The 20,422-nt window shown below is 50.5% G+C and carries 22 protein-coding genes and 2 riboswitches; of the genes, 13 read left to right on the forward strand and 9 right to left on the reverse strand.

The genetic code is table 11. The features are described 5' to 3' along the window. Positions 1 to 534 precede the first annotated feature (534 nt). Together EKM73_RS02520 and EKM73_RS12730 are read right to left on the reverse strand one after the other, a co-directional pair. Positions 535 to 1,851: a nucleobase:cation symporter-2 family protein gene (locus EKM73_RS02520; protein WP_125700520.1), complete on the reverse strand. Its 1,317-nt coding sequence runs from the start codon at positions 1,849 to 1,851 to the stop codon at positions 535 to 537. Between the two features lie 184 nt (positions 1,852 to 2,035). Continuing rightward, a riboswitch (purine riboswitch) is annotated at positions 2,036 to 2,134 on the reverse strand. Positions 2,135 to 2,193: 59 nt separating this feature from the next. Next, complete coding sequence (locus EKM73_RS12730) at positions 2,194 to 2,343, reverse strand: hypothetical protein (protein WP_164508830.1); 150 nt, start codon at positions 2,341 to 2,343, stop codon at positions 2,194 to 2,196. Positions 2,344 to 2,428: 85 nt separating this feature from the next. Here EKM73_RS12730 and EKM73_RS02525 point away from each other — a divergent pair, with 85 nt between their 5' ends. The 5 genes from EKM73_RS02525 (at position 2,429) to EKM73_RS02545 (ending at position 5,829) form a co-directional block, all read left to right on the forward strand. Continuing rightward, complete coding sequence (locus EKM73_RS02525; RefSeq protein ID WP_318531126.1) at positions 2,429 to 3,412, forward strand: asparaginase; 984 nt, start codon at positions 2,429 to 2,431, stop codon at positions 3,410 to 3,412. 125 nt (positions 3,413 to 3,537) lie between these two features. Continuing rightward, positions 3,538 to 4,704: a hypothetical protein gene (locus tag EKM73_RS02530; protein ID WP_191988607.1), complete on the forward strand. Its 1,167-nt coding sequence runs from the start codon at positions 3,538 to 3,540 to the stop codon at positions 4,702 to 4,704. Positions 4,705 to 4,716: 12 nt separating this feature from the next. Next, the gene (locus EKM73_RS02535; protein ID WP_125700422.1) at positions 4,717 to 5,046 is read left to right on the forward strand and encodes a hypothetical protein; all 330 of its coding nucleotides are present in this window, start codon (positions 4,717 to 4,719) and stop codon (positions 5,044 to 5,046) included. An 11-nt stretch (positions 5,047 to 5,057) separates the two neighbouring features. Next, a complete protein-coding gene (locus EKM73_RS02540; RefSeq protein WP_125700423.1) occupies positions 5,058 to 5,312 on the forward strand; it encodes a zinc ribbon domain-containing protein in 255 nt (84 codons plus the stop codon). A gap of 4 nt (positions 5,313 to 5,316) precedes the next feature. Continuing rightward, the gene (locus EKM73_RS02545; RefSeq protein WP_125700424.1) at positions 5,317 to 5,829 is read left to right on the forward strand and encodes an O-acetyl-ADP-ribose deacetylase; all 513 of its coding nucleotides are present in this window, start codon (positions 5,317 to 5,319) and stop codon (positions 5,827 to 5,829) included. Between the two features lie 96 nt (positions 5,830 to 5,925). On the opposite strand, the gene EKM73_RS02550 is transcribed toward EKM73_RS02545, so the two are convergent. Then, positions 5,926 to 6,120: an LBP_cg2779 family protein gene (locus tag EKM73_RS02550; RefSeq protein WP_125700425.1), complete on the reverse strand. Its 195-nt coding sequence runs from the start codon at positions 6,118 to 6,120 to the stop codon at positions 5,926 to 5,928. A 264-nt stretch (positions 6,121 to 6,384) separates the two neighbouring features. On the opposite strand from EKM73_RS02550, the gene EKM73_RS12735 reads away from it, so the two are divergent. Further along, entirely contained in the window at positions 6,385 to 6,555 is a 171-nt protein-coding gene (locus EKM73_RS12735; RefSeq protein ID WP_164508831.1) for a hypothetical protein, read from the forward strand. 559 nt (positions 6,556 to 7,114) lie between these two features. On the opposite strand, the gene EKM73_RS02555 is transcribed toward EKM73_RS12735, so the two are convergent. From EKM73_RS02555 to EKM73_RS02575, 5 genes are all read right to left on the reverse strand, one after another. Further along, a complete protein-coding gene (locus EKM73_RS02555) occupies positions 7,115 to 7,477 on the reverse strand; it encodes a hypothetical protein (RefSeq protein WP_125700426.1) in 363 nt (120 codons plus the stop codon). A 45-nt stretch (positions 7,478 to 7,522) separates the two neighbouring features. After that, the gene (tenA, locus tag EKM73_RS02560) at positions 7,523 to 8,209 is read right to left on the reverse strand and encodes a thiaminase II (protein WP_125700427.1); all 687 of its coding nucleotides are present in this window, start codon (positions 8,207 to 8,209) and stop codon (positions 7,523 to 7,525) included. A 24-nt stretch (positions 8,210 to 8,233) separates the two neighbouring features. After that, positions 8,234 to 8,887: an energy-coupling factor transporter transmembrane component T family protein gene (locus EKM73_RS02565; protein WP_125700428.1), complete on the reverse strand. Its 654-nt coding sequence runs from the start codon at positions 8,885 to 8,887 to the stop codon at positions 8,234 to 8,236. Further along, a complete protein-coding gene (locus EKM73_RS02570; protein ID WP_125700429.1) occupies positions 8,884 to 10,293 on the reverse strand; it encodes an ABC transporter ATP-binding protein in 1,410 nt (469 codons plus the stop codon). Before EKM73_RS02570 ends, EKM73_RS02565 begins: the two co-directional genes overlap by 4 nt. 431 nt (positions 10,294 to 10,724) lie before the next feature. Continuing rightward, complete coding sequence (locus tag EKM73_RS02575) at positions 10,725 to 11,279, reverse strand: ECF transporter S component (RefSeq protein WP_125700430.1); 555 nt, start codon at positions 11,277 to 11,279, stop codon at positions 10,725 to 10,727. 84 nt (positions 11,280 to 11,363) lie between these two features. Beyond that, a riboswitch (TPP riboswitch) is annotated at positions 11,364 to 11,455 on the reverse strand. A 210-nt stretch (positions 11,456 to 11,665) separates the two neighbouring features. Between EKM73_RS02575 and EKM73_RS02580 the strand changes: the two genes are divergently transcribed. The 7 genes from EKM73_RS02580 (at position 11,666) to EKM73_RS02610 (ending at position 19,169) form a co-directional block, all read left to right on the forward strand. After that, positions 11,666 to 12,838: a D-alanyl-D-alanine carboxypeptidase family protein gene (locus EKM73_RS02580; RefSeq protein WP_125700431.1), complete on the forward strand. Its 1,173-nt coding sequence runs from the start codon at positions 11,666 to 11,668 to the stop codon at positions 12,836 to 12,838. A gap of 312 nt (positions 12,839 to 13,150) precedes the next feature. After that, on the forward strand, positions 13,151 to 14,317 hold the full coding sequence (locus EKM73_RS02585) for a serine hydrolase (protein ID WP_125700432.1): 1,167 nt from the start codon (positions 13,151 to 13,153) through the stop codon (positions 14,315 to 14,317). A 256-nt stretch (positions 14,318 to 14,573) separates the two neighbouring features. Next, positions 14,574 to 15,389 carry an HAD-IIB family hydrolase gene (locus EKM73_RS02590; RefSeq protein ID WP_164508832.1) on the forward strand — a complete coding sequence of 272 codons (816 nt, stop codon included), beginning with the start codon at positions 14,574 to 14,576 and terminating at the stop codon, positions 15,387 to 15,389. Positions 15,390 to 15,474: 85 nt separating this feature from the next. Then, entirely contained in the window at positions 15,475 to 16,767 is a 1,293-nt protein-coding gene (locus tag EKM73_RS02595) for a PTS transporter subunit EIIC (RefSeq protein WP_125700434.1), read from the forward strand. After that, positions 16,748 to 17,557, forward strand: a complete 810-nt coding sequence (locus EKM73_RS02600; protein WP_125700435.1) for an alpha/beta hydrolase — start codon at positions 16,748 to 16,750, stop codon at positions 17,555 to 17,557. The genes EKM73_RS02595 and EKM73_RS02600 overlap by 20 nt, the downstream gene beginning before the upstream one ends. Before the next feature lie 61 nt (positions 17,558 to 17,618). Continuing rightward, on the forward strand, positions 17,619 to 18,434 hold the full coding sequence (locus EKM73_RS02605; protein ID WP_125700436.1) for a Cof-type HAD-IIB family hydrolase: 816 nt from the start codon (positions 17,619 to 17,621) through the stop codon (positions 18,432 to 18,434). 81 nt (positions 18,435 to 18,515) lie between these two features. After that, a complete protein-coding gene (locus tag EKM73_RS02610; RefSeq protein WP_125700437.1) occupies positions 18,516 to 19,169 on the forward strand; it encodes a hypothetical protein in 654 nt (217 codons plus the stop codon). 125 nt (positions 19,170 to 19,294) lie between these two features. Here EKM73_RS02610 and EKM73_RS02615 read toward each other — a convergent pair whose 3' ends face one another. Beyond that, positions 19,295 to 20,251, reverse strand: a complete 957-nt coding sequence (locus EKM73_RS02615) for a nucleoside hydrolase (protein WP_125700438.1) — start codon at positions 20,249 to 20,251, stop codon at positions 19,295 to 19,297. Between the last annotated feature and the right edge of the window lie 171 nt (positions 20,252 to 20,422).

Below are 20,422 nucleotides of genomic sequence, written 5' to 3' on the forward strand. Positions count from 1 at the left end.
CATAGACCGCCACTAAGAGAACTCCCACAGCTGAGCCCATTTTCACCGGCCCTCACGGCTCACATGGATGTAAGCGACTAATTGGTTTGCTGACTTGGAATGGACTTGGTTAGAATATTTTCGGAATGATTTTAATGGAATATATAGGGGGGTGATTAGCCGATTTATGGCAGTCAGGATAGATGTGACGCTTATAAAAGTAGAAAATCGTTTGCTTAGCCGAAGGAGGCCAGGGATGTAGCCAGCCGTGTCGACGCTGTTAGGCCGGGCGATTGGTTCTTCCCGGTCTTACAACGTGGGACGTGTTTGGAAACTCGCAGGATTTTTGCGAGGTTTCAAACCGAACCGGAAGCCAGAACTTTGGCTGCAGGTGGTCCCCACAGCAGGCGGAATCCCTGGCAACCGTAGGCGGAAAGGTTGACATTATCTAGTTTACAACCAAATCCTGATCATCAAAAATTGGGAACAAAAATAGCCGGCAATCAGGGCAAAGGGCCCCGGTTACTGGCTACAGAGACAGACAACGTGGAGCTGTTAGTTATGATCTTGCGGCTGGACAGTCGTGTTGACCTGTGCCTGGGCTGGTGCTACCGCCCGGTGTGGCCGCATGTTGAACACAATATTTAAGATGACCGCGGAGAAACTGCCAATGACGACCCCGTTGTTCATGATGATCTGAAGCGATTGGGGCATGGCCTGGAAAATCTGGGGATAGACGGTGACGCCTAAGCCCAAGCCAATGGAGATGGCGGAGACCAACAAGTTGTTGTTATCCTTGAAGTCAACCTGTTGCAGCATCCGAATGCCTTGTACCCCAACCATCCCGAACATGACGATCATTGCGCCACCGAGGACGGCATCGGGGATGACCGTGGCGAGGGCGCCAATCTTAGGTAGTAAGCCTAGCAGCATGAGAAACAATGCCGAGAAGTAAAGCGGCTTACGGGTCTTGACACCAGATAATTGCACGACCCCCACGTTTTCAGAAAAAGTGGAGTAGGGGAAGGTGTTGAAGAGGCCACCGAGAATCACGGCGATACCTTCAGCGCGGTAGCCGCGTTTCAAGTCCTTTTCGCCAATCTTACGGCCGGTGATCTCACCGAGGGCGAAGAAGACCCCGGTCGATTCGACCATCGTGGTCAGCGACACCAGAATCATCGTCAGAATGGAAGACCATTCGAACTTGGGTGTGCCGAAGTAGAAGAATTGTGGTAGATGGAACCAACTGGCTTGACCCACGGCCTTCAGGGAAACCATACCCATGGCGGCCGCGATGAAGGTTCCAATCAGGATACCAGCCAGAATAGCCAGTGACTTGAGAAATCCCTTGGCAAAGGCGTTGAGTCCTAAAATGATGCCCATCGTCAGAAAGCCGACCAGTAACATCTTGGGATCACCGAAGTTCTTCGCCGTGGCGTCCCCACCACCGAGATCTTGAAAGCCCACGGGAATCAGTGTAAAGCCGATAATCGTGATGAGTGAGCCGGTCACAACGGGTGGAAAGAAGTTCTTAATCTTCGAGAACCACCCGGCGCTGAGAAAGATGAAGATACCGGCACTAATAATGGCCCCGTACATCACGCCCACGCCGTATTGATTACCGATGGCGCTCAGTGGCGTCACGGCTTGGACCGCACAGCCGAGGACGACGGGCAGGCCGATTCCAGTCAGCGGTGTTCGTTTGAGCTGTAAGAGGGTTGCAACCCCACACATGAAGATATCCGCACTGATTAAGTAGGCCATTTGCATGGCGTTAAAATGAAGCGCGCCCCCGATCAGTAAGGGAACGATGACGTCACCGGAATACATGGCTAATAAATGCTGAAAACCAAGAATGGCCGCGCGCCACATGGGTAAGGCGGACCCTTTTTCTGATGACGAGACTGGTGTTGCGGACTTAGTGGACTGCAAGAAAAGTTCCTCCTTCTCGTGATGTCCATACGCCGCCAAGGTTGGTGAAAACAAAAAGCTCCCTTTGCAAAAAGGGGGCTTACTGAAAACTCTACCGACGAACTCTTTTCATCGGCAAAAAGAGTTTCGTCCTCAATTTGCTTATAGTCCAGAGTTTACGGCTCTGGGTAGAAACTCGCCAACCTTATCTTGGCATTATATAGGCAATCACTTTATTTTTTTAATGGAATGTTGATAACTTTACCACGTGAAAATGAAAAAAACAACACCCGGTAGACTTTTCTAATGCCGATGCCATAGTTTCTTGAAAAGCCCGCCAAACCACTCTAACAGCGGACCCCAGTCGGCCATGCCACCGGAATTACTATATTTCTTGGGATGGACGACCACACCAGGGCGGTAGGGTTTAGCGCTTTCATCTTTTTTTGGCATATTTCCACACATCCTCTCCTAATTCTAACTAAATTCTACAGCAAATAAGGTACAATGTGGGAAAGAAAATTTTTTGAGAAAGAAGTTGACAGTTGTGAAGAAAATTTTAGCCATCCATACGGGCGGGACGATTTCGATGTCCCAGAATGAAAAGGGTGAGGTTGTTCCCAACGCTCAGAATCCAATTGCCCAGCAAGAAACCATTATGGAAGGACGCGTTGAGCTGATTACCGACGAACTCTTCAACCTGCCGTCCCCCCATGTGACCCCGGTTGAAATGTTGAAGATCAAGGAGCGCATCAATCAGGGCGAAAAGGAGGGTATCGACGGCGTGGTTATCACCCACGGGACCGACACCCTTGAAGAAACAGCCTATTTCCTCGACCTGACCCTGCCCAGCACCATTCCCGTAGTCGTGACAGGGGCTATGCGCTCCTCTAACGAAGTTGGGTCCGATGGCTTGTATAACTTTCAGACAGCTATTGAAGTAGCCGCAGACGACGCCTCACGTGGCAATGGGGTCATGGTCGTGATGAACGATGAGATTCACACGGCACGATACGTGACTAAGACACATACCACGAACGTTGCCACGTTCCGCACGCCCACGTTTGGTCCTATCGGTCTGGTTGCTAAGGGGCAGCCAATCTACTTCCAGCAGCTGATTCGCGAAGATACCTGCGACATCGACCACGTGGTGGACCACGTCTACTTACTAAAGGCTTACGCGGGGATGGACGCCAGCTTGTTTGACGCCCTGAACAGTGACCAGACGGCCGGAATCGTTATCGAAGGTCTAGGGGCTGGGAATTTACCGCCAGTTACCTTACCAGCCATTCAACGGCTCTTAGACCGGCATATCCCGTTAGTCTTGGTCTCACGGTGTTATAATGGCGTTGCCGAGGACATTTACGACTATCAGGGTGGCGGGATCGAGCTCCGTAAGATGGGCTTGATGCTCTGCCAAGGTTTGAACGGGCAAAAGGCCCGGATCAAGCTGTTAGTTGGCCTCAGCGCGGGCCTACAGGGTGACCGTCTCGCGGAGTATCTGAGTACTGCTGTATCTTAAACGAAATTTAGCGGCGGCTCACGAGCTATTTTCAGTCAGATATGATAAGATTTTCAGAACAGTAGAAATAAGCCTGGCCTGTGTTTCAACAGCCAGGTTAAAGAACCATAAAAAAGGGGGTCGTCATGTTGAATTCGATTATGAATGATTTAAACCGGGCGTTGGCTCAGCATATATTGGTTAACGTGTATCAAACCAACCAAGAAGTCGTGTACACCGGCTACGTGACGACGGTCAGCGATACCGGTATTATTCTCGCCACGTTTGATGATTTCGGATTGCCGGATGGCGCCGTGTTCCTTGCGGTCGATGTCATTGATGAAGTTGAGTTTTCAAGCGATGATTTGGACAACATGGCTTTTCGGATTCAGACGGCTCAAGAGGAGCAGTTTATCCAAGCCGGTGGCCTGACCATGAACTTTGACGGTCAGCGCGACTTGCGCCGGCAGGTCTTGAGTCATGCGTGGGTCGACCATCTCGTTGTGATGATGGTCGTCAAGGGTGACGAGCACTTCTATGAAGGCCTGGTCACCAGCGTGGTGGCGGATCAAGTGACCATCCAACTTTTGAATAAATTTGATTATACGGATCAACCGGTCTTTACGTTGAATCCATCTGAACTTGAAGTCATTGAATTTCAAGGCAAAGAGTTAACGTTGCAAGGGATTGCGGCGCCACACCTGCGGAAGTTATCGCACGTGGCACCGAATGAGGTGACCGATGCTAAGGCTATTCCGGAAACGCTACGGAAGTTGGTCGGGCAGGAGTCATTGGTTGCCCTGGTGCCAGCACACGACAAGGAGCTCTTCTTTGTCGGCCGGATCAACGCAGTCACGGAAAATGCTGTGATTATGAACCTGATCGATATGACCGGGCAATTCGGTGGGTATACCGTGATGCGACTGACCGAGTTACATGCGGTCGTCATCGAATCCGATTACTTGCAGACGATGCGGTTGTTCTCGCTCTTAAATAAAGCGCGTCAGCATCAGATCCAACCGGTCTTAAACGACGAGCGGTTGTTCGATCCGACCGTTGACCAGTTCAGCGCACGGTTGACCCAAGCGGCAGCCTTTCGCACCATTATTCGGTTGAAGATGCACGACACCACTGGCTTGTTGGGATATCCCAGCCAGGTCGGCGGCGAACGGTTTATCTTCCATGAAGTCGAGGATAATCAACTGGATCAGGTCGGCAAGGTCTATCGTATCAGTGATGTTGATGAAATCGCCTTTGGGTATTTGGACGCCTACCTGGTAGAGCGTCAGTTGCGCGTGGAAGGCGACCTGTAAGGAGTTGTGACCATGAAAGCCAAGAAGATGCCGCGCTGGCTCCGCGATACGTTATCGGTGGTCGGTGCCATGTCGGTACTGTTGATCGCTTATAATTTGTTCGTTGCCAAACAGCCCGACTGGGGAATCGTGCCGGTGCAGATTGCGTTGGCCCTGATTGCAGTCGGGGCGTGGAGTTTCTTGAGCTATCGTAGTCGTGCCAAACGTCAACTGGCCGCGAAGCAGGCGGCCGAAGCGGCGCAACGGCGCGCAGAGGAACAACAGCAGGCGGCTGCCCGTGAGGCTGATCATGCGGTGGTTCGCCGCCAGAAAAATCAGCAGCATCGACAGCAACCAAAGTAGGAGGCGGAATCATGGCTGAAGACTTGAAATTTTGTCCCCACTGTGGTGCCGCGGTGACGGCTGCGGACGATGAATGTCCGCACTGTCACACGGATCTGCGGCCGTTTCGGCCGACACCTAAGGCCACAGCGAACAGTCAAAAGTTGAATCTATCGGCGCTATATGCTAATCCCTATCGAGAAGGTATGAAGCGGCTGAAAGCACGTGATCAAAGCAGTCAGGCACCCGCCAAGAAGCGGTGGCACTGGCCGTGGTCAAAGGAGTAATCAGATGGCAGAGTTTACGGTAATTCATGGCGATATTACGGAGAGTCACGTGGACGCCATCGTTAATGCGGCAAATACCACGCTGCTAGGCGGTGGTGGCGTTGATGGGGCAATCCATCGTGCGGCTGGACCAGAGCTCTTCCGGGCGTGTGTGCCCTTTAACGGTTGCCCGACCGGTGAGGCACGAATCACTCCGGGATTTAAGCTCCCGGCAACGTGGGTGATTCATACGCCGGGGCCGGTCTGGCACGGCGGTGATCAGCACGAAGCGGAGCTGTTGGCGGCGTGTTATCGCAACAGTCTCGCTCTGGCTGGGCAACACGATTGTCAGACGGTGGATTTTCCGTCAATCAGTACGGGCGTTTACGGCTATCCGTTGGAAGAAGCGGCGGCCGTAGCGACCCAGACGATTGCAACGGTACTTGCCCACACGACGAGTATTCAAACGGTGCGGCTGGTGGCATTTGATGATAATACGGCCGCAGCCTATCGCACGGCTTGGGAACAAATTCAATAAGTTGATAAAAAGTGCTCCAAACCAACCAAAGTTGATTTGGAGCACTTATTGTGATTATCTGAAAACAGTTTTTGTAAACCGGGCTGATTAAGTCAGCTAATTTGGCTTCGTGGCGATTAAACTTTTCAGAGAACTTTGCTCGTCACTCGTCGGTATGAGTTCCCCCGACTTGATTGCGTGATACTTTTCGACTGAAATTCGAGAGCCAAAGGCCATTTCGCCATCAGTTTTATCGTATTTCTTTTGGTAGGCGATGATTGCTTCAGCAAGATCATTTAATTCTTGACTCATTAATATCCCTCCAAATGATAATCCAAATTACTGCTTACGTTTATTATACTAAAGTTTTGCAAAAGCGGTGAAATAACCCTCGATATCTGCAAGTTTTTTTGTATTCTACTTGATGAATAGGCAAAAATTGCGTAAACTTATATCCAATATAACAATTATCGTTGATTAGTGCGGGAATTGTTAACGTAATTTGGTCAACCTGTCATGGTTCTGTGATGTTGCTGGCTTAAGCTAAGCGGTAAGAAAGACCGATGAGGTGACAGGATGAATCTGAAACATGTAATTTCGAGTTTGACCACGGCAGTTGTGTTGTTGGCCATTGTTAGTGTCTTCTCCTGGTTTACCATGGGGAAGCGCACCGTGACCCACGTCAGTTCACGGCCCGCAACGGTCAATATGACGCAGACCCACGTTTCACAGATCCACGTTAAATAATTGCGGAGAAACACTCCGCCACCGGGGCCGGGCAACCGGCTGTACCATCCTTAAATATCGGTAATCATATTGATTACATGACTACAGTCTCTTGTAGTTTATCAAGCGGGGAAACAGGCTAACTTCGGTTAGTCTGTTTCTTTTTGGTTTGAATTTCTAAATCGCATGTGCCAGCGCCTTACCGGGCGGCGTAAATCAGCCGGGACGCGTGGGCGGACGGCCAGAGCCAAAGTGCGGTCTCTGACCTTGCTTTGGACCGCTGGAGAACGCGTTTCAAAGACACCAAAGTTCTAAGCGGCAAAACCCGCCACTAAGAACTTTCCCACAGCTGGGCTGATTTACGCCGCCCTCACGGCTCACATGGATTTAGCATTCTGTTGTGGCCGGGTTCATGTCCATTTGCAATTTCACCGTCTTAAAATAACTCCGGATTTAAAAGAGGCCTAAATAAAAAGTCCGCCACCGTGGACGGACTAAGATTATCGTTAATCATATTCTACTAGCTTGAAATGAAAATCAGATCGACGGTTCCTCCATACGGACTGTATGTGTTCAACCATCAAAAGTGAAACCACTCGCTCTGGTTGCGGCGGACCTCACCGCGTAGGCCGAAGAAGTAGATCATGAATGCTGCGGCCAACGCTGCTAGGACAACCGTCCAGAACCAGGCGTGGGTGTGAATGAACGTAAAGTATGCAAAACCTAGCGTACTCAGTGCAATTAAAGTTAAGTTGACTGGTAGATTCTTACTGTGGATGAAGGCGATGGCTAATGCCAGAACCACCGCACCCCCGAACATGTCGTCACCGGACAACCGGGTTCCCAAGCCGTTAAACAGCGCGTAGACCTCAATGATGAGACCTAACGCCAGAGCCAGGTAACCGAAAGACTGCAAGAATGTTAATTGTCGAATTCGTTTCATCGACGACACCTACTTTCTCTCTTAGGGTGTCTCTAGTATACCGCATTAATTTTCGGCTGAAAAATCTGACGGCTCCACGACCGGAATATTCCAATTTTCATGGTCGAGGGCCATTTGCCAGAAGTTCAGTTCATACCAACTACTCTTTTCAAAAATGTCGAGTAACGTAGCCGTGTTGGCTGGAGTGGCGACGTGGTTGGCGAGGGCCAATTGGTCCGCCATCATCCCGGTGTAGTCATCGGCATCGTAGGTGTCCAACCAGTCCTGATAGATAGGGACTGGTGAGCCTGCCTGGGCCAACTCTTGACCGATTTCGGCGTAGAGCCAGTAACAGGGTAAGAGGCCCGCCACTGCACCGGCCGGGCCAACCGTGGCCAACGCGCGATACAGGTGACTGGTATAGGCGTAACCGGTCGGCGCTACGGGGGTCGCGGCAACCTCTGCCGCCGTGATGTTTAGGCGGTCAAAGAAGGTTTTGCGTACGGCAATCTCGCCCTGGCGCAAGTGCTTAGCCCCGGCGTGGAGCTGTTTAGCGACACGGGGGTCGGTACTCTGGCCGCCAGCGAGATCGTGAATCTTACCGAACTCTTGCAGGTAATAGTGATCCTGAATCAGATAGTAGCGAAACGTCTCTTGTGGCAAGGTGCCGGAACAGAGTTGCGTGATGAAGGGGTGGTGCTTGGAGGCCGTCCACGAAGCCAATGTTGCGGCGTGTGCTTGATCGGTAAACATGACAAAACTCCTTTTAGATTAACATTAGGGTAGGCCGATGAACAGACCGACCTGAACCAAGACGAGACTGCCGCAGAAGAGCCACCAGTCACGAGCAACGAGTGGCACGGTCAGGGAGTGGGTCCGCGGTGCACCTTCCACGAAGCCGTGGGAGGTCATGGCTGCCGCCAACTGATCCGACCAATTCATGGCTGCCAGGATAACTTTGAAATACAGCCGGGGTGACCAAACGTGCAGGACTTCCCCGCGCATCAAGGCCGCGGCTCGCACAGTGGAGACTTCGGCCTGAATTTTAGGCATCAGGTTGAAGGCTGCCAGAAATCCATAAGCAAATTTGCTAGGTAGCTTGGCGTTCTGTTCCAGAGAACGGGTCAGCCACAGTGGCTTGGTAGTCAGTGTGAACCAGCCACCCATATAGACGTAGACGAACATCCGCGTGAAGATGACGATTAAGAAGTGTGTCGAGGCATCTCCGCGGAGCATCAATGACCAAACCAGGGCGCTGGCGAAGAAGAGCGGCACAATCGTCAATAAGAGCAGGCGGCGCCACGGCACACGGTTGATCAGCATGAGCAAGAGGCTCACGACAATCAAGACGACGTTGACCGTCCACACCTGAACGAAGGAAACTTCCAGCGCAATCAGGGTGATCAATGCCAGTTTCAATGAGGGGTTCATGCGCTCACCCCCTGATAGGTCAGCTGTTTGTCGGCCAATTGTAAATGCAGATCGACCAAGTCGTCCAGTCCGCTGAGCTGATGACTGATCAGAATCAGCGTGAGATCGAGTTCGCGTTGAACCGTGGTCAAAATGGCCATGACCGTTTGAATCGAGGCGTAATCCAGTCCCTTCAAGGGTTCATCGAGCAATAAGACTTCGGGCGTCATCATGAGCATACACAGGAGCTGGAGCTTTTTCTGCTGACCGCTACTCAGGGAATAGAGCACCTGGTCGTCGCGGCCATCGAGGTTGAGCTCGCGTAGAAGGGATTGCACCCGTTCCGGCGTGAAGTAGGTGCTATTGCCGTATTTTTGCGAGAGCGCCAGTTCCTCAGCCACGGTTACGTTGAGAAATTGTGCGGTGGCTGACTGGAACATCAGGCCAACTTGCCGCGCATAGTGGCGTTTCCGGAGCTTCTTAATGTCAGTGTCGCGATAGGCAATGTGGCCTTGATAGTGACCTAGACGAACGAGCGCTTTGAACAGGGTGGACTTACCGCTGCCGTTGGGGCCGGTGATCAGCGTTGTTCGATGCGCATAAAAGCTGAGATCTTGTGGTGTCAGGAGCTGCCGGTCGCCGTGGGCCAGCCCCAACTGAGTACCATACAGGCGGACGGTGAGCTGGTCGGTCGGCAGTTGAACGTGCGACAGACGTAGCCGTTGTGGCGTGAAAGCCGCGAAACGTTGCTGCGTCTCGGCTGTCGAGAGCAAGTTGAGCTGTCCATCCGCCAAAACGGCGAGGTGGTCGACCCACTGCTGATAGCCACTGAGGTCGTGATCGGCCAGAACAATCGTCTTACCGCGGTCGGTGCACAGCGCTACTAGTTTTTCCAACAGTACCAGCCGAGTCGGTGGATCGATGCTGGCGAACGGTTCGTCTAAGAGAATAACGTCGCTGTTCATGGCAACGATGATGGCCAATGCCACCTTCTGTTGTTCGCCACCGGAGAGCTGCATGAGCTTGCGAAATTTCAAATCTGAAATACCTACGAAGGCCAGAGCGGTATCGCTACGTTGCGCAATCTGCTCGGCGGGCACTTGTTGATTTTCTAGAGCGAAGCGCAGTTCGTTCTGGACGGTATCCATGGTGAATTGCGTGCTGGGTTCCTGAAAGAGCATGGCCACGGTGGCAGCGCGCTGGGTTGGGGCGACGCTACTGAGTGGATGACCATCAAACGTAATCGCATCGTCGGCGTTAGGAAGCAGTCCGGCAATCAACTTGAGTAGTGTAGACTTGCCGCCGCCGGAAACGCCGGTCAGCAGTGAAAATTTGTCAGCAGGAAAGGTGCCAGAGAGGTGATTCAGCACCGGCTGGTCTTGCTTCGGATAGGTGTAAGTGAGTGATTGTACCGTGACGGTAGCCAAATAAATTCCCCCAATACTGCTTGTAAGACTTGAAAATAAGTTGCTTGATAAACGTGTGAATGGTTGTTTGTAATTGTTTGAAATTTTGATCGTTCAGCCAGTTCTTGGTCTAAGGATTTGTTGTGTGAATATCCCTAACCATGGAGCAATGTTGTGATTTTGATAGAAGTGTAAGACGTACTCGAAGTGACGATGAAGGGCTATCCTTTTTTGCTGGACCAACATTGTGTGAGCCGCAGGAGTGGTGAAAATGGACTCAGCTGTGGGAAGTCTCTTAGCGGCGAATGCCGGTTAGAGACTTGGTGGGATTGAGACGTGTTTTTCGGCTCAATCCCAAGTCTAAAGACCGCTTTATGGCTTTAGACGTCCGCCCTCAGCGTTGTTCCGGTCCATTTTCACCACTCTGGAGGCGCTGTGAGGCGACGGCGAGGTTAGTCCTTCAAGACGTGGGCGCGGACCAGAAGATTGTTGATCAGCTTAGTCAGCACGCCGCCGAAGACGAAGACGGAAAGCAACCGCACGCAGAACAGCAATAACAGGAATGGCAGGTGGTAAGCGGCATACCCATTACGAATCAGGTCCCATGCGAAGGTAACGATGGTCGTGGTCAATGTGCTCATGGCCAGCGTGAACCAGCCGTAGCGCTTGTAGCCAGTAAAAATGAAACCGAGTTCGGAACCGAAACCTTGGAGCACACCTGAAATCAGCGTGCTGGCGCCCCAGATACCCCCGAGAAACATTTCTACCACGGCACCCAAGAGTTCACCCAGGGTTGCCGCACCGGGAATCCGAATCACGAAACCTGCGAGGGGCCCCGCCATGACCCAGATACCTAACAACAGTTCATTTGCCAGAGGTTGTAACCCGAATGGCGCTAAGGCCGCCGCTAAAATTGTGTAGACCGGACCGATTGCCCAGAAAATAACACCCATAAAAATTGCAATAATCGTTACTAAAATAATATCTCTAATATGCCAACGCTTCATAAACATCCGCCTCCTAAAATTTAGACGCTGAGGGGCCACCAATGCTAAAAAAATCCCCACTAAGTCCATTAGTGGGGTCATTGATAGCTATTGATTACGCGTTCCCTTCGCTGGTATTAACCAGAGCAGGTTCAATGGGTTTGATCTCAGCCGCGATGGCACCCCAGTCGTATTTGATTAATCTTAGCTTAACGAGTTTATCTGAGAATTGCAACCACAGCCGGAAAAAATCGTTTCTATGCTATGAGCTGTTCAGCGCTGAAATTGTTTTTACAACTACGTTACAGTCGCACCTATGTTCCCCGAATTGCTTTCGGTTGCTGGGGAAGAGTGCTATTCTAATAGTTAGTTGTCTTAATTATTACTGGATGGAAAGGATTCGAGTTATGCGCAAAGTACATATGAAACGCGGTCTCATCGCGTTTGCCGTTGCCATTACGATGGGCGGCGTGGTCAGTCCGGTTGTGCCGGTGAATGCCGCAACTGGGTACAAGACCGTCAGCACCAAATCAATCAAGAAGACGGCCTATCACAAGAAGAGTGCCAAGGGAGCCATCTTCAACAAGAAACACACCCGTAAGGTGATTAACCTAACTGCGCATCCCCACACGACGTGGTACGCCACGAAGCAGGCGACGCTGAAGCATGGCAAGACTAAGGGTGTTTACCTCTACATCAAGAATAGCAAGAACAGCGTTAAGGGTTGGATCTGGCATGGTTACCTGAAGAAGGGCAAGGCACCGTTCACCTTGACCAAGGCCAAGGCCGCCGTTGCCATGGACGCGAAGACGGGGAAGGTTGTTTGGGCCAAGCATGCCAACACGGCACGGCCAATCGCTTCCGTTTCGAAGCTGATGACGTTGTACTTGACGCTGAAGAAGATCGATGGCAAGTCGAGCAACTGGAATCACAAAATTAAAATTACCAGTCGTGGCTTGGTCTCCATGAGTCGTAGTGCCTCCTGTGGCGGCTTTCACTTTAAGCTGAACCATAAATACACGGTCCGTCAGCTCTATTATGCGGCCTTTCTGGATTCATCGAACAACTCCGCGATTGCGCTGGGCAAGTGGGTCGGTGGTAGCAATGGTAAGTTCATTCGGAAGATGAATGCGCAAGCCAAGTCCTGGAATATGGGGCAAGCCCACTTTGTTTCAGCATCCGGCTTGGAAAATAGTGACCTGCGGCAGTACGGGTATGCCTATGGTAAGGCCAATGCCAACAAGGTTTCGGCCAAGGACGTGGCTTTGATTGCCCGGCACCTGATTACCCAGTATCCACGGGTTCTGAAGGATGGTAAGATTGGCTCAATGAAAGTCAACGGGCAGGTCTGCCATAACTACAACAACCTGTTGAAGGGGCGGAAGTATTACCGTGCTTCTCTGCGGGTCGATGGCCTAAAGACCGGTTACACGCCATTAGCTGGCTATTGTTTCGTCGGAACGGGTCAGAAATCCGGCAAGCACCGGGTGATTACGGTCGTCTTGCACGATGAAAATGAGTTTACCGAAACGCGGTCACTCATGAACCACGCTTACAGTATGAGCAGTATGAATGACTAGGTAATACTTGAATTTAGAAAAATAATAATTGTGCTTGGAAGTGTTCAGTGAGAAGTGATTGATTCTTACTGAATACTTTTTATTTTGGGGAGAAACGCAGTGTCTTAGGTCATTTTCGCTGTCCTAAAGGCAATGATAATGTGGCGTGACCCCCGAAAGGTCCAGTCAGCAATTAGTTCAGCCGACAAACGGTGGATTACGATAAAATTACGGTCCCAACAACTAGGTTACAAAGTCGCGAGAAGTCTTGTCGCCGGTCCGTTTACCATGGTAGGCTGACTGTTAGAGATTAGAAAAGGGGAATACATACCAATGAGAATTTCAAAGTTCAAGGGGTTCATGCTGGCCCTGTTATTTACGGTGACATTAGGGGCCGCCGTAAACGTGCAGGTGACCGCCAATGCCGCGACCTATACCACGGTGTCGACGAAGACGGTAACGAAGGCCGCCTATCACAAGAAGAGTACGGCAGGGGCCATTTACAACAAGGCACATAACAAGCGGATTGCCACAATGAAGGGGTATCCCAACACGACTTGGTACGTGACGCAACAGGCCACGCTCAAGCACAGTAATTCTAAGGGGATTTATTACTACGTTGCCAACAAGAGTGGGTCCGTTAAGGGCTGGATCTGGCACGGCTACCTGAAGAAGGGAAAGGCCCCATTTGGCCTGAAGTACGCTAAGAACGCTGTTGCTTTGGATTACACGACGGGGAAAGCTGTTTGGTCCAAGAGTGCCAACACGGCGCGGCCAATCGCATCCGTTTCCAAGCTGATGACGCTGTACCTGGTCTTAGACAAGATCGACAATGGGTCCGGCAAGTGGACTGATATTGTGAAGACCAATAATAGTGGACTAGTTGCGATGGGAAATAGCGCCAGCTGTGGGGGTTTCAAGTTCTACAGCAACCACAAGTACACGGTCAAGGAATTGTACGATGCCGCACTGTTGGATTCCTCAAACAACGCCGCCATTGCACTGGGCCAATGGGTTTCTGGTAGTAATGCCAAATTCATCAAGAAGATGAACGCGCAAGCACAAGCCTGGAACCTGGACAAGGCCAGCTTTGTCTCGGCTTCTGGCCTGGAAAACAGCGACTTAAAGGCATTTGGTTACAACTACGGTTCGGCTAACGCCAACATGGTTTCCGCTAAGGACGTTGCGTTGATTGCACAGCATCTGATCAAGGACTACCCACAAATCTTAACGGATGGTTCCGTGGGTTCCAAGACGGTCAATGGTCAATTGTGCTATAACTACAACAACATGTTGAAGGGTCGCAAGTATTACCAAGCGAGCCTGAATGTTGACGGTTTGAAGACCGGTTATACGCCATTCGCAGGTTACTGCTTCGTGGGAACTGGTCAGAAGGCCGGCAAACACCGAGTAATTACGGTCGTTCTGCATGATGAGAATGAGTTTACCGAAACCCAGTCATTGATGAACCATGCGTACAGCTTGGGCATGGACGCTTAATTTAGAGTTATTATCGATCGTCTTGGAGAAATCCGGGACGATTTTTTGTTTTGTGACCGACTATTTTGCCAACCGATGATCATTTTGATGGATGAATCGATGGTGAAATGACTACCGGATTAAGTCGTTCATCCTGTCGGTATCCCTGATATGACGGTATTTGTTTTATGATTTTATTTGTAAGAGAAATGCGTTGTGTTGGGCCGGTTGGCCAGGTATGATGGGAATATGTTATATCGAGAAAGGGTGGAAATGGATGCGGCCAAAAGTTATCGCAACGGATTTGGATGGGACGTTTTTAGATGAAAATGGTCACTACGATCAGCACCGCTTTGATGCCCAACTAGCGGCACTTACTCGCCGTGAAATGCGCTTTGTGGTAACGACGGGCGATCCCTTAGACCACGTCCAGGCATTATTTGCACCACTAGCCAATCGTGAAGCGTTGACCTATATCGTCGAGGATGGGGCGCTGACCGTGACGGGGACTGGTGAGCAACTGCAGTCCCAGGCGATTACACCGCAAGATTGGCGTGCGGCGGTGGCTTGGTTGAAGACGGCGCCAATCATGGCCGACTGCTTTGTCATTGTGTGCGGGCGGGATCGGGCGTACACCGAATTGTCAGCGACGAGTCAGCGATTCCACGAGTCCCAGGTCTTTTACCCCAGTTTAACCAGTGTTCCGGATCTCCTTCAGGTGACGGATGCTGTGTTGAAGATCGATGTGACCTGGCTTAAGACGGATGTGACGGCACAAGTGACCGCTTTTAACACGCGCTTTCGCAATCACCTGGTGGGCACTAGCAGTGGCTTGGGTGGCATGAATGTGACGTTACCGTTGGTCAGCAAGGCCGCTGCACTATTAGCGTTAGGCCAAATCTGGGGCGTCCTGCCAGAACAAATGGCAGCGTTTGGCGATTCAGGTAACGACCACGCCATGTTAGAAATGGTAGGTCAGGGATTTGCAGTTGCCAACGCCGATCCGGCCATTCTTACCGGGGACATTCATCGTCTGCCCGCGGACAATCAGGGGGGAGCGGTCAGCCGGCAGATTGACCAGTGGCTAGTTTAGGTGACTGCCAGACTAACTGAGTACCGTTCATATCAGAATGGCCACCAATTGCCGTACAATCAGCGGTATTGAGGGGGTGGTCCCAATGGCTGAACGGACCAGTAGGGTTGGTCGTGACCTCATTGGATTTGAAGTTAAATTCCGACGCAACCGGCAGATAACTGCGATTTATCGGGCATTACGCCTGATTTTTCCCGTCATCTTGGTAGGAACGTTGGCAGATTTTATCAATCAGGCATGGTTACAGCGAAGCGGCTACTATTATCAGACGCTCCACGTGGTGAAGTGGGCGTTTCAACTGAAACTCTTTCGCCAATATCTAGGGCTTTTGAGTGCGGGAACGTTGGGCTTAACGGCAATCTTAATGGCTTTTGCGGTCAGCTTTTATCTCGTAGCGCCCGCCACGCCGTTGATTACCGATCGACTCATGGCGGGAATTATCGCCATTATTGCCTTGAAGTCGTTGAACGTGAATCGCCAGTCCGTGCTAAGCAACCATTCGATTCAGTGGCTCTCCAGTAATCTGGGCCTCTCTGGCATCTTAGTTGGGGTTCTGGTTGGTTTTTTGGTGGGTAATGGGTACCGCTGGCTGATTAATCATCAGGACCCGGGACACGAGCATCTGGAGCAGACAGTTGGGGTGGTTAGTCTCTGGTTAGTTGTTTTGACGGGACTCGGTTTTATCTGGGTCAGTACCCAGACCGTCAGTTTAAATGCGGCCTTGTTGGCATTGGCGCGGTGGCCGTTTCAATTGCCACATAGCCTGGGAACACTGCTAGGCTTTGGCTTGCTCACGGGAACCTGCCAATGGTTGGGAATTCTAGGCCCAATTGCCAGTGTCGGCGGACAATCGATCGAGGCAGCGCAGAACCTGGCCGCAGTATTGAATCACAGTGGCTGGCAGGTGCCACATCCGATTACACTGCACACCGTCGTTGATGTGTATGCTACGAGTGGCGGTCCGGGGATGGTCCTGGCGCTCTTACTCGCTATCTTTTTGGTTCGGCATAATGCGGCACAGCGACGGATGGGCTGGTACTGCTTGGTACCGACCCTAGGAAACTTTAATGCACCGTTATTGATGGGCTTGCCCGTTATTTTTAGTCCGATATTGTTTTTACCGTTCATCCTTGCACCGTTAGTCTGTATTGCACTGAGTTGGACGGCTTTAGTCCTGCATTGGGTGCCTGCAGTAGCTTATCCGTTGGCAAACGGGACACCGGGACTCTTACAAGCCTTTCTGGGAACCGGCGGCAGTTGGGCCGCACTGGCCTTGGCTGTAGTAGAATTAGGCATCAGTACAGCCATCTATTATCCGTTCGTCAAATGGGCAGGAATTGCAGAGGAGGCGGTCGGTTATGAAACGAAGATTTCGTAGCTTGGGGATCATTCTCCTAATCTTGGTGGCACTCTGTGTTCCAGGATTACTTTGGCGGTCACAGCAACGCGCCAACGTGCAGGCAAACTATCGGAGTGCCATGGCCCCAGTCTTTCTGGTGCCAGGATCAAGCGCCACGCAGAACCGCTTCAATGCGCTGGTTGCGGAGCTTAATCGGGAGACGCCACATCAGCACAGCCTGTTACGTGTTGAAGTCATGACCGACGGGACGTTGAAGTATACCGGCAGTGTTCGGCCAACTGACAAGCAACCCATTATTGTCGTGGGCTTTGAGAATCATCACGACGGTTACGCCACAATTCAGAAGCAGGCTAAGTGGTTTACGATTGCCTTTAAAGCCTTGCAACAAACGTATCACTTCAACCATTTTTCGGCGATGGGTCACTCCAATGGCGGATTAGTATTGACGATTTTCTTGGAGGATGACGTTGCCCGAACCAAGACGCATGCCGATCGGTTAATGACGATCGCCTCACCATTTAATTTGGAAGAATCCGATCAAAATGTAGATACGCCACTTTTTAAGCAGCTTAGTGGCAATCGTAAGCGGCTGCCTAAGGCACTGACGGTCTACTCGATTGCTGGGAGCGAAGGTTATTCTGGCGACGGGATTGTGCCGTTTGACAGTGTGAACCGCGGCAAGCTGATCTTTCAGGGCCAAGTTAAGCATTTTACGCAAATGACGGTGACCGGCGCGAATGCCAACCACGCCGATCTACCAGAGAACCAGCAGATTGTCGCGTTGATCCGCCAAGACCTTTTGAAATAGTCTGGGTTTAATTCGTAACCGGTTACGTGTAAAATGGAAGGCATACGGAGGACGAAAACGAATGACAAAAATGATTGCACTCGACCTAGACGAGACGCTACTGAACACCGATAAGACCATTAGTGAGGAGAACGCCGCTGCTTTGCGCAAGCTCCACACCGCTGGCATCAAAGTGGTCCTTTGCACCGGCCGCCCAATCAATGCGATTTGGGGCTACCTCGAACAACTTGGCCTAACGACCGCCGAAGACTACACAATTACCTTCAACGGAGCGTTGGTTATTCAAAATACAACTAAAGAAGCTTTGGCGCAAAGTGGGCTTAGTAAGCACGACTTCCAGCCACTTCACGCTTTTGCCGAGGAAAACGGGTACCCACTCGATATCTTGGACTTTGATCAAGTTTATCCCGTGTCAGACCTGACACCCTCGGTCTACCAACACATGTTGAAGGCACCGATGGACTTTATCCCAACGGCGTTTGCTGATTTGCCAGAACACCTCTTTAGTAAGGCCGTGATGGCAACGGATGCAGACGTCTTAGATCAAGTCGTTTCTAAATTGACGCCGGAACTGCACGACTTGTATCATGTGGTGCGGTCACAACCAAAGATTCTTGAATTCTTGGCTGCCGACATGGACAAGGCGGTTGGCTTGGGCCAACTGTTGACACACTTTGGTTGGGACTTCGATGACTTGATGGCCTTCGGCGACGCTGAAAATGATTTAGGGATGATTAAGGCTGCTGGAGATGGGGTTGCCATGCTAAATGGTCAACCTGAAATCAAGGCGGCTGCCAATCATCAGACACCGACAACGAATAATGAAGCCGGAGTCGCTGAGTACTTGAAACAACGTTTTGCAGAGATCTTAGACTAACGGTTGAGACTTCTTGCAATCGCAAAATAATAATGGCACTATAAAAGGTGTAGCGGATGAATTTTAAGGAGGATTATCGTCATGAAACGTTTAATGGTTAAGTTAGGACTAACAGTGATGGCATTGGGGACCCTGGGTGGGGTCGTTGCACCAAGCGTATCTGCTAGTGCTGCCAAGAAACCAACAATCAACAATACCGATTTGAAACGGTACTACAAGAATGCCAAGTCAAAGACGGCCTTTTACTTTAAGACGTACAAATCAGGCGGCAAAACCGGCACGATGCTGATTCTTGGTGACTTTGGGTCCACACCAAACGTGAAGTACGGTGTGCCAACTTCAACCAAGCTGAGTAAGAATCGGCAAACGTTGACAACAAAGTACAAGTTAATCCAATTTAAGACCAGTGATGCTAACAAGACGACGACTTCGTTGACCAAAAAGACTTACACCTTTAAGTTAACGAAGAAGTCGAGTACGAAGTTCACTGCTAAGATTGCAGGGACAAAGGCTAACCGGCATTTAGCAACAACCGGGAAGACTTACACGTACACCAAGACGAAGACGAGTCCAGCCGCGGCTTATGGCAAGAAGTACGTTAAGCCAGTATTGTACAAGCAATACATGAAGGCTTTTGAGAGTTTGGATGCGGCTAATCAAAAGAAATATGCCAATCAATATGCAAATTCTGGTGTTAAGACCATGACCAGTAACTTTAATTACAAGACAAAATAAACCTGATTCTAGCGAGTGACAAGCCCCAATTAATTGGCGTTGCCGCTCGTTTTTTGTTGCCTTGAAAAAGCGTAGCGCAAAAAAATCCCACCATCGCGAGACGGCGGGATTCAAATGACTTAAATTTAGTTTTGCTTGAACAGGTTCGTCAAGTATTCCATAAAGGTCTTCAGGTAACGGTCCTTATCAACCGCAACAGAAACCTTCACGTTAGTTGGTTCGTTCAACCGGTTATCGTCACCGATGGTCCGGCCGTAAGTTTCCTTGTTGTAGTTAACAACCATGTTGAGGTCGATCGTAGTCACGAAGCTAGGGTCCAAAGCAACCCCAACGGCCAGTGGGTCATGCAAAGCACAGCCACCCAGGTTATCGTTAACATCGACGTAGGCTTGGATGTAGTAGTCCACGATGTCGGCAAACTTTTCACCGGCTTCGGTACCTAAGTCACGCCATTGTTGGGTTTCCTTCTTGGTTAAAAGAGTCCGCAACGTAACGTCCAGGCCAACCATAGTTGAATGCATTGGACTAGTTAATACGGCGTTAGCAGCTTCAGCATCTTGGTTGATGTTGGCTTCAGCGTAAGCCGTAACGTTACCAGGAACAGTTAAGGCACCACCCATGAAGGTCATGTTGCCAATTTCCGTCGCAATTTCTGGGGCTTTCTTTAAAGCAGCAGCCAAGTTGGTCATTGGACCAGTTGGAACTAACGTTAAATCTTTACCATACTTGTGAACGGAATCGATTAAGAAGTCCACACCGGATTCCTTTTCGATAGCGCGCTTAGGTGCTGGCAAGTCGACTTGGCCGATCCCATTTTCACCGTGGATGTCGGCACTAACTTGCATCCGATCAAAGTGATCACTGGTTGAGGAATGACTTTCACCTAGGTAAACGGGGATGTCGGTGTGGCCGAGGAGTTCCAAAATCTTTAAGGAGTTTTGGCCACCTGCTTCAACAACGACGTTACCGTAAGAACCGATGATCCCGATTAAGTCCACATCTGGGGCACCTAATGCGTAAGCAATTGCTAAGGAATCATCGATACCAGTATCTAAGTCTAAAATCATTTTACGTTTTGCCATGATATAATTGTCTCCCCTTTGATCTATATTTAATTGGCTGAGCGCCTACTACAACTATAATGTAACGGTTTACAATTAGCAAGCGGTCTTGGAATCAAGTTGAAGCGTTACGGTATTCACGGTAAACTAAGAATCAGGTTCAAACGTTATAATGAGCCAGTCAAGGGGGAT

The organism is Levilactobacillus fuyuanensis (assembly GCF_003946395.1).
In the GTDB taxonomy this organism is placed as follows: domain Bacteria; phylum Bacillota; class Bacilli; order Lactobacillales; family Lactobacillaceae; genus Levilactobacillus; species Levilactobacillus fuyuanensis.